The 13,808-nt window shown below is 41.9% G+C and carries 15 protein-coding genes; 12 read left to right on the forward strand and 3 right to left on the reverse strand.

Features of this window, described 5'->3' with window-relative positions:
* Positions 1-8: 8 nt before the first annotated feature.
* Together CYQ88_RS00270 and CYQ88_RS00275 are read left to right on the forward strand one after the other, a co-directional pair.
* Positions 9-2,507 (forward strand): glycogen/starch/alpha-glucan phosphorylase, encoded by a 2,499-nt coding sequence (locus tag CYQ88_RS00270; protein ID WP_101839237.1) that lies wholly within the window; start codon positions 9-11, stop codon positions 2,505-2,507.
* 55 nt (positions 2,508-2,562) lie between these two features.
* Positions 2,563-2,895, forward strand: a complete 333-nt coding sequence (locus CYQ88_RS00275) for a DUF3392 domain-containing protein (protein ID WP_101839238.1) — start codon at positions 2,563-2,565, stop codon at positions 2,893-2,895.
* Between the two features lie 55 nt (positions 2,896-2,950).
* Here CYQ88_RS00275 and greB read toward each other — a convergent pair whose 3' ends face one another.
* Complete coding sequence (gene greB / locus CYQ88_RS00280) at positions 2,951-3,424, reverse strand: transcription elongation factor GreB (RefSeq protein ID WP_101839504.1); 474 nt, start codon at positions 3,422-3,424, stop codon at positions 2,951-2,953.
* A gap of 142 nt (positions 3,425-3,566) precedes the next feature.
* Between greB and CYQ88_RS00285 the strand changes: the two genes are divergently transcribed.
* From CYQ88_RS00285 to CYQ88_RS00335, 10 genes are all read left to right on the forward strand, one after another.
* Positions 3,567-4,163 (forward strand): LPP20 family lipoprotein, encoded by a 597-nt coding sequence (locus CYQ88_RS00285; protein ID WP_101839239.1) that lies wholly within the window; start codon positions 3,567-3,569, stop codon positions 4,161-4,163.
* 61 nt (positions 4,164-4,224) lie between these two features.
* On the forward strand, positions 4,225-4,512 hold the full coding sequence (locus CYQ88_RS00290; RefSeq protein ID WP_101839240.1) for a hypothetical protein: 288 nt from the start codon (positions 4,225-4,227) through the stop codon (positions 4,510-4,512).
* A 405-nt stretch (positions 4,513-4,917) separates the two neighbouring features.
* On the forward strand, positions 4,918-5,433 hold the full coding sequence (gene ectA / locus CYQ88_RS00300; protein WP_101839243.1) for a diaminobutyrate acetyltransferase: 516 nt from the start codon (positions 4,918-4,920) through the stop codon (positions 5,431-5,433).
* Positions 5,434-5,485: 52 nt separating this feature from the next.
* Positions 5,486-6,742 (forward strand): diaminobutyrate--2-oxoglutarate transaminase, encoded by a 1,257-nt coding sequence (gene ectB, locus CYQ88_RS00305; RefSeq protein ID WP_101839245.1) that lies wholly within the window; start codon positions 5,486-5,488, stop codon positions 6,740-6,742.
* A 20-nt stretch (positions 6,743-6,762) separates the two neighbouring features.
* Complete coding sequence (locus CYQ88_RS00310) at positions 6,763-7,158, forward strand: ectoine synthase (RefSeq protein ID WP_101839247.1); 396 nt, start codon at positions 6,763-6,765, stop codon at positions 7,156-7,158.
* Between the two features lie 157 nt (positions 7,159-7,315).
* Positions 7,316-8,758, forward strand: a complete 1,443-nt coding sequence (locus tag CYQ88_RS00315) for an aspartate kinase (protein WP_101839249.1) — start codon at positions 7,316-7,318, stop codon at positions 8,756-8,758.
* Positions 8,746-9,618, forward strand: coding sequence for a hypothetical protein (locus tag CYQ88_RS00320; protein ID WP_199170130.1), 873 nt, complete (start codon positions 8,746-8,748; stop codon positions 9,616-9,618). The genes CYQ88_RS00315 and CYQ88_RS00320 overlap by 13 nt, the downstream gene beginning before the upstream one ends.
* Before the next feature lie 146 nt (positions 9,619-9,764).
* Complete coding sequence (locus CYQ88_RS00325) at positions 9,765-10,268, forward strand: thioredoxin family protein (RefSeq protein ID WP_101839250.1); 504 nt, start codon at positions 9,765-9,767, stop codon at positions 10,266-10,268.
* Positions 10,269-10,275: 7 nt separating this feature from the next.
* Positions 10,276-11,613, forward strand: coding sequence for a TolC family protein (locus CYQ88_RS00330; RefSeq protein ID WP_158235983.1), 1,338 nt, complete (start codon positions 10,276-10,278; stop codon positions 11,611-11,613).
* 27 nt (positions 11,614-11,640) lie between these two features.
* Positions 11,641-12,147 carry an efflux RND transporter periplasmic adaptor subunit gene (locus CYQ88_RS00335; protein ID WP_101839506.1) on the forward strand — a complete coding sequence of 169 codons (507 nt, stop codon included), beginning with the start codon at positions 11,641-11,643 and terminating at the stop codon, positions 12,145-12,147.
* 43 nt (positions 12,148-12,190) lie between these two features.
* Here the strand turns inward: CYQ88_RS00335 and CYQ88_RS00340 are convergent, their stop codons facing one another.
* Both CYQ88_RS00340 and CYQ88_RS00345 read right to left on the reverse strand, forming a co-directional pair.
* Positions 12,191-12,559 carry a hypothetical protein gene (locus CYQ88_RS00340; RefSeq protein WP_101839254.1) on the reverse strand — a complete coding sequence of 123 codons (369 nt, stop codon included), beginning with the start codon at positions 12,557-12,559 and terminating at the stop codon, positions 12,191-12,193.
* Between the two features lie 143 nt (positions 12,560-12,702).
* Entirely contained in the window at positions 12,703-13,803 is a 1,101-nt protein-coding gene (locus CYQ88_RS00345) for a GNAT family N-acetyltransferase (protein ID WP_101839256.1), read from the reverse strand.
* Positions 13,804-13,808 lie beyond the last annotated feature (5 nt).

Below are 13,808 nucleotides of genomic sequence, written 5' to 3' on the forward strand. Positions count from 1 at the left end.
AGTCAGTCATGACTAAGCAAGAATCGACACTTACGAAAGAAGATCAGCAAAAACACATTGCAGAATTGCTTAAAAAAATGGGCATGTCTGCTATTGATATTGAACAGGATTTTGTCAATTACCTCTACAACAATCTAGGACGGAATTTATCGTCTGATTGTTTTTACAAATACCGTGCTTTGTCCTATACCATGCGTGATCGTTTGATGACCCATTGGAAGCAAACCTGGTTGGCTTACAATCAACAAAAAACCCGTAAAGCCTACTATTTATCGATGGAGTTTTTAATCGGTCGATCTCTGTCAAATAATATGTTGAACCTTGGCGTTGAAACGGCGGCAGATGAAGCCATGTATCAGCTTGGACTATCATTGGAAGATATTGAAGATTCCGAAAGGGATGCCGGTTTAGGCAATGGCGGTTTGGGACGTTTAGCAGCGTGTTTTATGGATTCCTGTGCAACGCTTAAGTTACCCGTCGTCGGTTATGGTTTACGCTACGAGTATGGTATGTTTAAGCAGTTGATTCAGAATGGCTATCAAGTGGAAGAACCGGATCATTGGCTCGGATTTGGTAATTACTCTTGGGAAATTCAGCGCAGTGAATATACTCGTACCATTAAATTTGGGGGGTCGACACGTTCTTATAAGGATCCGCATACCGGTGAATTGACGGTTCATTGGGAGGGTGCTGACGAGGTGTTGGCGGTGCCATTTGATGTACCAATTCCAGGCTACCAAAACGCCATTGTCAACACGTTACGACTTTGGTCAGCAGAAGCCGCAGAAGGTTTTAATCTTTCGGAATTTAACCAAGGTTCCTATTTTGAAGCGGTTGCTGCGAAGAGCGAAGCTGAGAATATCACCATGGTGCTTTACCCAAATGACAGCAGTGAAAATGGTAAAGAGCTGCGATTACGTCAGCAGTATTTTTTAGTGTCCGCTTCTTTACAAGATGTCGTCGACCAATGGGTGCAGCGATATGGGACAGATTTTTCTGATTTTGCCGATTATAACGTGTTTCAGTTAAATGATACGCATCCTAGTTTGGCGGTAGCGGAATTGATGCGTTTACTCATTGATGAACACAAATTGGATTGGGATGCTGCTTGGGATATTGTCAGAAAAGTGATGGCCTACACCAATCATACCTTATTGCCAGAGGCATTAGAACGTTGGCAGGTGCCCCTGTTCGAACGCTTGTTACCTAGGCTATTAGATATTATTTACGAAATTAATGCCCGTTTCCTAAAACAAGTGGCAATGAAATGGCCAGGGGATAAAGATCGATTATCACGCATGTCGATTGTTGATCCGCACAACAATGTTTGTATGGCCTATTTAGCAATCGTCGGTAGTTTCTCCATTAATGGGGTTGCGGCATTACATTCTCAGTTGCTAAAGGAGGGGTTGTTTAACGACTTCTATCAGCTTTGGCCAGAGCGATTTAATAATAAAACCAATGGCGTCACCCAACGTCGTTGGTTGGCTAGCAGTAATCCTGGATTGCGTCATTTACTCAATGACAAAATTGGTGAAGATTGGATTACCGATTTGTCTCAATTGCATAAAATTGAAAATTATGTCAACGATAAAGCCTTCCGCAGAGAATGGATGGCCGTTAAGCGTCAGAACAAACAACGACTTGCCGACTTGGTGAAAAAAGAAACGGGCGTGCAGTTTGAGGTAGAGGCGCTATTTGATGTACAAGTCAAACGAATTCATGAGTACAAACGGCAGTTGTTAAACATTTTGCATGTGATTCATTTATATGCACGAATAAAGCGGGGCGATACCGATAATTGGACAAACCGCTGTGTCGTTATCGGAGGCAAGGCTGCACCGGGTTATTTCATGGCGAAAAAAATCATTAAATTGATTAATAATGTTGCGGAAGTAGTCAATAATGATCCTGACGTGGGGAATCGTTTGAAGTTAGCGTTTGTGCCAAATTATCGGGTTTCTGCCATGGAAATTATTGCGCCAGGTGCCGACTTATCGGAGCAGATCTCCACCGCAGGTAAAGAAGCGTCTGGAACTGGTAATATGAAATTTATGATGAATGGCGCTATTACCATTGGTACTTTGGATGGCGCGAATGTCGAAATTTTAGAAGCAGTAGGGGAGGATAATTTCTTCTTATTTGGTTTAAAAACAGAAGAAGTGGCGGCTCTAAAATCGCATTATCATCCTCAAAGTATTATTGAGCAGGATTCTGATTTGCAACATGTCATTAGTCTATTGGAATCAGGGCACTTTAATCAGTTTGATGATGGCTTGTTTGACGATGTCATTGCTTCGATGAAGTCTTCACAGGATCCCTGGATGACCCTAGCGGATTTCAGAAGTTATATTGACGCACAGCACGAAGTGGCTTTGGCGTTCCAAAATCACGGTCGTTGGAATACCATGAGCATCATTAACTCGGCCCGAAGTGGCGTATTTTCAACAGATCGCACTATGGCTGAATATAATAATGATATTTGGAAGCTAGAACCTATCCGGTAAAAGCTGGTGTTTGAACGTGAAAATGGCCAGGCCTGGTCATTTTAGGAGATAACGTATGGAATTTATCCTCGATTGGATTGGATTGGCCTCTCAGTGGATGCGGCCGCACTTATCCGACATAGGGATGGCAATGATCGCAACCCTATTGGTAATATTTGGTTATAACATGACGCAACTGTTAAAACTGCAAATCGGTCGATATCATTTTGCAGTGAAAATAACGCTCTTTGTGGTTTTTTGTGCTTTTGGTTTTGCCATATTGGCCAAGTTTGCTGCGCCCTTATTGACCGCACAATTGGCCAGTATTTCTGACAACTGGTTGGCGCCGATCGTGGTTGCCACTTTTTATGGGATTGGGTGGATCGCACAGAAAAAACAAATGATTTAACGCGACGGCCTTCATTAGCGACTGTCTAACAGGTGATTGATGAAAAGGGTGTTTGTCATTGTTCATAGTGAATATCCACAACAAACCATTCTTTTTTGCCGGATGGTGTTTGCACAATCACTTCATCGTCCACTTGCTTTTTTAAGCAAGCGCGCGCCATGGGTGCATCTATTGAAATGTGGTTCTTTTCACCATAAATTTCTTCCGGACCGACAATTCTAAATGTTAGTGAATTGCCATCAATATCTTCTAGCTCAACCCAGGCGCCAAAAAAAATTTTGCCTGCTTGTTGCGGGTGGTACTCAACAATTTTGACAGCTTCAAGCGTTTTCTTTAGGAAGCGAACGCGCCGATCAATTTCTCGTAACCGCCGTTTATTATATTGATAGTCCGCATTTTCAGAACGATCCCCCAAACTTGCTGCCCAAGCGACAATTTTAGTCACTTCTGGCCGTTCTTTTTTCCATAGATAATCCAGTTCTGACTTTAGTTTTTCAAAGCCCTGTTTGGTGATCAGCTGTGTTTTCATGTGATAGCAAGACTCCGGTGAATTTGTTGCTCTCGAGAGGTGTCGCTTTTGCAACAGATTAAAACCCTGAAATTCGTTATAATTCATTTAAACGTCATTTTATCGTATTAATATTATTCTTTATTAAAGAAAGGAACCGATTATGCAACAGTACCGCGTTTTTCTAGGTTTAATCACCGTCTTAGTTTGGTTGAGTGGTTGTAGTACTGCAAAAGAAAAGCCGAAAGAGCCTGAATCGGCAACCACCTGTGTGTATCCTAATTCAACGGTGATTGCACCTGATTGGGTTTGTGATGCGCCTGTAAAAGAGCTGGTTCTGAGCGCGGTTGGTGTTGCTGAACCTTCTAAGGCTGGATTTAGCTATATGAAGGACATTGCTGCTGCCGACGGTCGGGGGCGATTGGCTGAACAACTTCAGGTCGAAGTGAAAAAAATGGTTAAACAGTATTTGGGAACCACTGGCAAAGGCGATAACGAAACCGTTGATGCCGCGGCCAGTTCAACCTTGAAAACGATTACACATCAAACACTTGTGGGGTCTCGTGTTCATCAGACGCGGACAGGGCCTAATGGGCGCCTATATGTGTTGGTGGGTATCGATGAGGCAGCTAAAACACAAGTTGTGAAGGCGGCTGTACAAACCTCAATGCGCAATGAAGCGGCTTTATGGCAACAGTTTAAGGCGCAGCAAAGTTTTGAAGAATTGGCTGCAGAAATTGCGCAGCAACCTATTCGATAGCAAAACAGTTGGAGTGCTTTTTGCTTAATGAGGTGTCTCAATAATCGAATAGGAGAATAATATGGGTTGGGTGATTAAAGATTTGTATGAAGATGATTACGATTTTGAAGTGGATTGTATGAATTTAGAAGCGCTCGATATTACCGCTTTTTCTTGTCCAAAATTGCGAATCATTGAAGTTCCGGTCGATGAGAAGGATACAAAAAAGCTTGAGCAGATTTATGAGGTATTGTTCCCAGGGTTATTCGAGGATATGCAACGGATGATGGAAGAAGAAAGTCGTGATCCGTATCAAGTTAGGTATTACTACAAAGTACGCAAGTCTGATTCTGAGGTATTGGATTCATAGTTTATTTTATATAGTCTTTTCAATAACTTGTCATTTTCGGTTTTGAGGCGAATGGCAAGTTTGGTTGCTTTTTAATAGCCACTTTGTTACACTACTGTCAATTTCATAGCCCAAAAGGTTAAGTTATCAAACGTTCAGCTGTATTTATTACACTGTCATTTGCGTTTAGGCGCCCCTCATTTATAGACCCCTTGTGGTCAAGTCTAATCCAAAGGATCAGTCCTGAGGAAGTTATCGTCTTTTGTTTTCGTTTGGCGAGCGTCAAGTTTGGCCGAGAAATATATCGAAAATTGACCGATGTAAAATCGATTTTTGCCATGTCATTTCCTTAGTGAACCTGTGATAGTTGTGTAGCGTGATTCACTGAATAGCAATAAGATGACAATAAAAAAGGCAAGATTTGATATGACTCAAAACAATTTAGTTTTCCGTTCGCCAACCTTAGAAGATGGTTTGGCAATTTATGAATTGGTAAAGGCTTCTCCGCCGCTCGATGTTAACTCGAGTTATCTCTATTTTTTACAGGCATCGCACTTTGCCGATACCTGCATCGTTGTGGAGCAGAACCGAGAAATCGTGGGTTTTTTATCAGGGTATTATCGACCTGATGATTCGCACTCACTCTTTGTTTGGCAGGTTGCCGTATCGGAAACGATGCGAGGTCAAGGCTTAGCTAAACGGATGATTCAGGCCTTGATTGCAAACCAAAGAGGCCGTGTTAAGGTCTCCTCCATATGTTGTACTATCAGTCCATCCAATCAAGCATCTCAGGCTTTGTTTAAGTCATTTGCAAAGCAATATGATTTGAAGATGACTGTAACAGAATTTATTACAGAGGCGCACTTCGGAGCAGAAGGGCATGAAGCAGAAGAGCTATATCTACTGTCGTCGCCAAATAAAGCGGATATCGCTTTGTTGTAATTCAGTACATAGCCCGTCACCCCCTAATTTTAATTTTAGAAAGGAAGTATCAATGTCATTAGAAATATTTAATAAATATGAGTCAGAAGTTCGAGGTTATATTCGATCTTTCCCAGTTATTTTTGAAAAAGCCAAAATGGCCGAAATCTGGGATGAAACCGGAAAACGGTATGTTGACTTTTTTGCCGGTGCTGGTGCACTGAACTACGGCCATAATAACCCAGAAATTAATACAGCCTTGATTGATTATCTACAAAATGATGGTATCGGTCATGCACTTGATATGGGAACTGTGGCTAAGAAATCTTTTATTGAAGCGTTTGTGTACAACATTCTGCAACCTAGAAATTTAGATTACAAGCTGCAGTTTGTTGGTCCAACGGGAACTAATGCGATTGAGACAGCATTAAAGATTGCCCGTAAGGTTAAAGGACGTAAGCAGGTGATGTCGTTTACCAATGGTTTTCATGGTATGTCAATGGGGTCATTAAGTATTACTGGTAATAGTTATTATCACGATGAGAGCTATGGTGTTCCAGGTTATACCACCCAAATACCTTTCCACAAGTACCTTGGTGATAAGGTCGATACCGTTGCGTATTTGCGTAAAATTTTAGAAGACGCGTCAAGCGGGACTGAACTGCCGGCGGCTATTGTGTTAGAAACGATTCAGGCTGAAGGCGGTATCAACGTTGCTGGTGAACAGTGGTTGCGAGATCTCCGTCAGATTTGTGATGACTTCGATATCCTAATGGTCACAGATGAAATTCAAGTAGGGAATGGTCGTTCAGGCGATTTCTTCAGTTTTGAAAGAGCGGGTATTGTTCCAGATATCGTTACTTTGTCTAAGTCAATTGGGGCTGGTCAACCAATGGCAATGGTCTTACTTAAACCTGAATTGGATCAATGGAGCCCTGGTGAGCACTCAGGAACCTTCCGTGGTAATAACTTAGCCTTTGTTTCTTCTGCGGTTGCGCTGAACAATTATTGGTCAGATGATTCTTTCTCTAAAGCAGTCAAAGAAAAATCGGCTTTGGTACAACAGCGTCTTGAAAAAATTGCACTGCGTTTCCCGAACTATATTAAAGAAATTCGCGGCCACGGTATGATCTGGGGCGCTGAATTTAAACAACCTGAAATGACTTCGAAGATTTGTGCTCAAGCATTTGAAGATGGCTTAGTCATTGAAACGGCTGGAGCGAGTGATGAAGTGATCAAGTTCCTTGGGCCATTGGTTATTACCCCAGAATTGATCAACGAAGGGTTTGACATTTTGGAAGGCGCGATTGAAAAAATCTGTCAGGCATAATGAATAGGGAGACCCAATAAATGATTGTTAAAAATTTATATGATGATGTTGTGGGAACGGATGCGGATGTCGACTCTGATCAGTGGCGCAGTCGTCGGTTACTGTTAGCAAAAGATGGCATGGGCTTTTCATTGCATGACACTTTGATTAAAGAAGGCGAAGACTTGCACCTTTGGTATAAAGACCATTTAGAAGCGGTTTACTGTATCGAAGGGGAAGGCGAGATTGAAGAAAAGAAAAACGGCAAGGTGCATGCGATTCGTGAAGGAACGGTTTATGCCCTCAACGAAAACGATCAGCATATTCTTCGTGCCAATAAAGGTACGCAGATGCGCATGGTGTGCGTTTTTAATCCCCCTGTGACAGGTCGAGAAACCCATGACAAAGATGGCTCTTATGAGCTGGTTGATGGCTAAAAGCGCCTATCAATACGATTAAAATAACCAGGCTTGGTTATTTTAATCATTCAAATTTTATTTAAACTTAAACAAAGAGAGTAAATTATAACGATTCAATGGTCATTAGACGCGGCTAACCGCGGCATAATGATTGTTAACGTTGTTAAATAATAAGATGTCAAAATTAAATCCTTCTTTAAGTGTTGAAAAAATCGGTGGCACTTCAATGAGTGAATACGAAGCTGTCCGCGATAATATTATTCTGTATCCGGAAAACCCGTATAACCGAATTTTTGTGGTATCCGCTTATGGTGGTATCACAGACGATTTGTTAGAGCACAAAAAAAACAATAAGCCTGGAGTCTATGGCTTATTTGCTAATGATGATGTCAATGAGGATTGGCGAATTGCGTTGGATCAGCTGAGTCTGAAGCTGAATAAAATCAATGCAAATCTGTTTGCGGATTCGGAATTACGCCAGCAAGCCAATGACTTTATTGATGAACGGATAGCGCAAACCAAGCAATTGTTAAATCATTTGCAAGACTTATGTCGTCATGGTCACTTTTCTTTGGAAACGCATTTACTAACTGTTCGCGAATTATTGGCGAGTATTGGTGAGGCCCACAGTGCCTGGAACTTAACCCATTTATTACAAGCAGAAGGGTTAAAAGCGCGATTGATTGATTTAACGGGCTGGCAATCAGAAGAACCTTTGGCGCTCGATGATATGATTCATCAGCATTTTGAAGGGGTTGACTTCACACAAGAACTGCCGATCGTTACGGGTTATACACACTGCAAAGAAAATTTGATGTATACCTTTGATCGTGGCTACAGTGAAATGACGTTTAGTCGTATCGCCGTGTTATGCCAAGCAACTGAAGCAGTGATTCATAAGGAATATCATTTAAGTAGTGCCGATCCGCGCTTGGTGGGCGAAGGAAACGTGGTACCCATTGGTCGAACCAATTATGATATCGCCGATCAGTTAGCTAATTTAGGCATGGAAGCCATTCATCCAAAAGCAGCGCAAGGACTCCGTTTGGCGCAAATTCCATTACGGATTAAGAATACCTTTGATCCAGCGCATCATGGAACCCTGTTTACGGAAGATTACGTGAGTGAATCGCCACAGGTTGAAATTATTGCCGGTATGCGAAATTTGATTGCACTGGAGTTGTTTGATCAAGAAATGATGGGTCAGCAAGGTGAATATGAAAAACAGATGATTGACACCAGTCGTCGTTTAACATGTGAAGTCATCACCAAAGACTTCAACGCCAATACCATTACGCTATATTTAAATACGTCTTTGAAGAAAGCTAAGCGTTTGTCTGAGCAGTTACAACAAGCCTTGCCGACGGCTTCTATTCGAACCAGCAAAATTGCATTAGCCTCTGCAATGGGCAGTGATATGCGTATTAAAGGACTCTTAGCCAAAGCGGTGCAGACTTTATTTGACCAAGGGATTAATGTTGAAGCCATTCAGCAGAATATGCGACAGGTCGAAATGCAATTCTTTGTTAATGAAACCGATTATGATAAGGCGATAAAATCGCTACACGAAAATTTAATTGAAGTTCATGATCATGGAAAGGCGATATGCGAACATTAATCGTTTGGTTGAGTTTATGTAGTCTGTTGATGGGGTCAACAGCCTTTGCTGCTGAACGACATTCCAAAGAAACGCAAGACATTGAACAGCTACAGGAGCCGATGTACAACCCCTTTGTGGAACGCTACGTCATGGATGAGCTGCGTCAATTGCGTGTTGATATGAATGATTTGCATGTTGAAATCACCAAAGAAGTGGTGGATCGTGAGTTGACCGCGACATCACGAGCCGTCGGCTATGCGACTGATACCATTACCTATTTCTTTTACCTGATTGCCGGTATTTCATCGGTATTATTATTGGTGGGATGGACTTCCATTCGTGAAATAAAAGAAAAAGTGATGCATCTTGCGGATGAAAAAGTCAGTAAAGTCATTGATGAGTACGAGTCACGTTTAGCTAAGCTTGAAGAGGAACTGAATCGAAAATCCCGAGGGATTACCAGTGCGCAAAAACGGTTATCTCAACATAAAGATATTCACAGTTTGTGGTTGAAAGCGGGGCAGGAAACCATTTCCAGTAATCGCATGGCCATTTATGATCAGATTTTGGAGTTAGATCCAGCCAATGCGGAAGCCTTAACCTACAAAGCGGATATTGCACTTGAAATGGAAGAGCCTTTATGGGCAATCAATCTTTGTAATCAAGCTTTGAAAATTGATCCGCAGAATAAACATGCGTTTTACCAAATGGCTGGTGCTTACGCGTGTTTGGATAAGCCAGCGGAATCGATGGAGTTTTTGAGAAAGGCATTAGAAGATTCTGAAGGTTATAAAGAGCAAGTGCAAGCCGATCCCGTGTTTGCCAATATTAAAGACGATCCGGAATTCAAGGTTTTGATAGCAGAAGGCGAAAGCTAATGCTAGCAGAGGTTATCATCTATCGTTGAGGTTAAGTCTCTTTAACCTCAATATGCATTCTCACTTTCCATTTTTTAGTCACAATTCCGACTAAACTTTACGTTAAGCTATGGCGTTATTAGAATTTGATGATATTCGAGGATTTCATGAAAACCCTGCAATTATTTGGCTTAATCAGTGGCCTGTTCTTCACTACAATCAGCTTTTCAGCAGACTTTTTTGACGAAACCTTTGGCAATTTGCAAGAGGAATTGGAGCTTGCTAAAGAAAATGATAAACAAGGGGTTTTTATCTTCTTTCACATGGAAGAATGCCCTTTTTGCGATCGTATGAAAAAAACCATTTTAAATCAACCCGATGTGATTGCGTTTTACAAAAAACACTTCTTGACCTATCAAATGGATATTGAAGGTTCCAATCAGATGGTTGATTTTGATGGCACTGAAGGGACGTCACAACAATTATCAGAAAAAAAATATCGCGTTAGAGCAACACCCGTGATGATTATTTTTGATTTAGAGGGGCAGCCATTGGTGCGTTATACCGGACCGACACGAACCAAGGAAGAGTTCCTGCTACTGGGGCAATTTGTAATAGATGGCAGCTATCAGCAGATGTCATTTACACGCTATAAACGTTCGCAAAAATAGGCGTCAAATGAAACTAACCTTTCCGTTGACCAACTCGTTGTGGCATTGCCTAATTTTTATCTTTGGATTTAGCTTTTCAACGACCAGTATTGGACAATCTAACGACGCTCTGAGCTTACCAGAGCCGTTAACGTTAGAAAGTTTAATGTCATTACCAATGACCATCAGTCCCCAGGTTCAATTACAACAGGCCAAGCAGAACCAGGCTGTCGCACTGCTGGAGCAACAACAGTCTATAGATGCTTTTGAGCTGAATGTGATTGGTCGCCTGGGTTGGCGAGAGTTTGCCAATGAAACCCAAAATAACCACCAATTGGCATTACACTTGGGTAAGCAGCTTTACGATTTTGGCCGGCAAACCGCTTTAACGCATGCACAGCAGCATCTTGCAAACGCTGAAGACCAGTCTGGGCTTCGCCAGCAACATTACTATCAATTACAGTTAATGCAGGCTTTCTTTAATGTCATCTTGGCGGACTATCAATATCGGGTTCAAAATGAAGCCATGGCAGTGGCTTATGTCACGCTGGATAAAGCAAAGGATCGACACGCCTTACAACAAATTTCCGATGTCAGTTATTTAAAATTACAAAATGATTATGAAAAAATTCTACTATTGCGCTCTAAAGCCGAATATGAACAAAGGCGCACTCGGAGCTTTTTAGCCAATTTAGTCGGGCAACCGCAACAGTTGTCCGATAAACTGGTTTTTCCGAAGCTTGATGCTTATACAGATCGAGTCTTACCATCTTTAGAAACGTTACAGCAGCAAATATTATCCAATAGTCTCCAGTTAAAGGCCTTAAAGCTTCAATTGCAAGCCGCTCTGTCGCAGTTACAGGGGGAAGAAGTGGCGAACTATCCGGTATTTCGTTTAGATGCCTGGGGCGGTCAGCTTTCCAGTTATGAAAAACGCTATGAAGGCAACTGGAGGGTTGATTTGTCGATGCAAATGCCGTTAGTTGATGGTGGCCTAAAATCCGCTAGCGTCGCTAACCAAAAGGCAAAAGTCAATCAAATTCAAGCGGAAATTGCGGCGATGGAACAAGCGTTACGCGATGAAGCTGCGACTCTGTTCTTTGACTTAAAGTTAGCCAAGGCAGAACGTAAACAGGTGCAATTGCAGGCTGATTACGCAGACTTATATTTAGATTTTAGTCGGGCGCTCTATGAAAATGAATCCCAAACTGATTTAGGGGATTCAATGGTTCAGCTAAGTGAGTCGAATTATCAAATTATTGCCCAACAATTCAAGCAAGTACTTGCTTGGGCGCAATTAGACTTTTTAAGTGGACAGCCACCGTTTAACGTTCATCAAGCACAGATGAATCATCATGAGGAGTAGCAAATGAGACCGTTATTGAAGAGTGTCATGAAAAAAACTGTTTTAACTTATTCGCTTGGCTTCGTTGTGTTATTAGGTTTGAGTATGACTGTTCAGGCTGCAAAAATTCAGATTGGTGCTTTGGTGTCAGGTCAAGTAGAGCAGGTTGCTGTCAAAGTTGGGCAAATGGTTAAGCCAGGACAACTCTTGTTGCAGATTGATGACCGAGCTTACCAAGCCGAATTGGCCATGCAGGCTGCAGAGTTAAAAGCGCTTGAACTTAAATTTGCCGATGCCCAAATTGAATTGGATCAAGCAGCGGACTTATATGATCGTACGGTCACCGCTAAAAGAGAGTTTGATGCGGCCAAGCTGGCTTATGATTTGGCTGAACAGGCTGTGTTAAAAGCGAAAGCACAGCTAGAATCGACCCAGGCCTGGCAAAAATATTACCGAATAGAAGCGCCCGTTCGAGCAAGAGTCAAAGCCATTCAAGCACCAAAAGGCACAACGGTGTTCGGTGAAAATAATCCGCTCATATTGTTAGAAAAATAATTTAAGGACATGGAAAGGAGGGCCATCACTTATTAATAGGGTTCTAGATAAGGATCTCTGTGCCAGAACTGAAGAACCCACCACGGATTCCAACTTGTTTATCAATTGCGTTGAGACCTTTAACGCTGCGGATGATCAACCATATTAGCCACCAACATAAAATAAGCCAGCCGATAATAAAAGCAGTAAAGAAAAATCCTACTAACAGGTAGATGAGTCCAAACCAAAAGGTTTGAATTTGAAAGCGATAATGCTGTTCCAGCCAAGCGGGAGAATCAATTTCACCTCGTTTAATAATGGCAATGATCAGGCCAATTAATGCGGTAATAGGAAATAAAAGCCCTAGCAGATAAATAATATAAACCGCTTTAGCATAATTGCCATTGATGCGTTCTGTATCGTTTGATTCCATAAGCCTTGTATAGTACTGTTACGAAATATTGTATCTTACGGGTAATATTAGAATACAGCAATGGTCTTTTCATTTTTGACGAGTCTTGGCTGAAGCAAGCAAAGCTTATCGTCTAAAAAAAACCAAGTTTTTTGGTATTGTCTTTAAAAAGTATGGGTTGAGAATAAATGTTTTAAGGGGCGGGTTATGAGTTTAGCAAAGCCTTTGATTAACCAGCGTTGCCTTTTAGGTAGGTGATTAACGTAGAAAGCACAATATTCAATCTCAGACTGACCGCCTCTCAGGGTTTTAAAGTGACCTGCACCGGAACTTAAATTCATCGCCATTCCTGATTCGTAGGTGCGTTTTAATATTTGTGTTATCAGTAATCGATAGAGCCCGAGTGATTTCGGTTGTTGCGTATCGTATCCTAGAATCGGTGAAGTGATGACGTTCTGCTGAATGAGGTATCCGACCACTCCAATAATTTGCCCCTGATTATCGCGAAAGCCTTCAAATTCAACCAGGCCTGACTGATGGAGTTGTTGGTAGTAAGTCGCTGTAAATTGCGGATTGTAAATGGAGTGCTTTTCAATAAACAATTGATTAAAGCACCATTCAATTTGGGGATAATCGGTTTCGTTAAATTCGGCATTACTGACGAATTGTAGTGGTGTTTTACGTAATAATCGTTGGTCATTTTTGCAGTTATTTCTTTGCCACCAGTCGGTTTGTTGGCCATCGAATAGAAAAATTTGTCGTGCGGGTAGCAGAAGCCATTTTTGTTCCTTTAGCGTGTTGATGAGCGATTGATGATGCGTATGATTCAGTGATCGAATTTGAATTGAATGGTTGGGGTAGCGCTGAATCCAACCCTGGGTAGCCATATGTAAGTCGATTGCAGACCAGTTCTTGGGTAAGTTCGTTGAGAACAGCCAATTATTAATCGATAAGGTTTGGTTTATTTTGGCCGCCTTTAACCAAACGCCTGCCAACCGCAACCCAATTGCAGCCCCCTTTTCCAAAAGGGGGCAATTCAGTAATGGCAGCTCTTGTTTGGCGTAAGAAATGTACGCGGTATAAGGCGAGCAGACATAGCTATTGTCGTATTCTGAGTTATTCAGCGTGGCGGGCACCCACTCATGACCAATAGGCTCTAATAAGGTCTGTGTCCGCACATTGCGAATCGCTTTCCCATTCGCCAGTTGTTGATGGATTTTCAGCCAAGTTTTTGCAGCTTGGCTGTGTTGAGTGGGCATAGACATTGGCG

Origin of the sequence: Hydrogenovibrio sp. SC-1 (genome assembly GCF_002848135.1) — a bacterium.
In the GTDB taxonomy this organism is placed as follows: domain Bacteria; phylum Pseudomonadota; class Gammaproteobacteria; order Thiomicrospirales; family Thiomicrospiraceae; genus Hydrogenovibrio.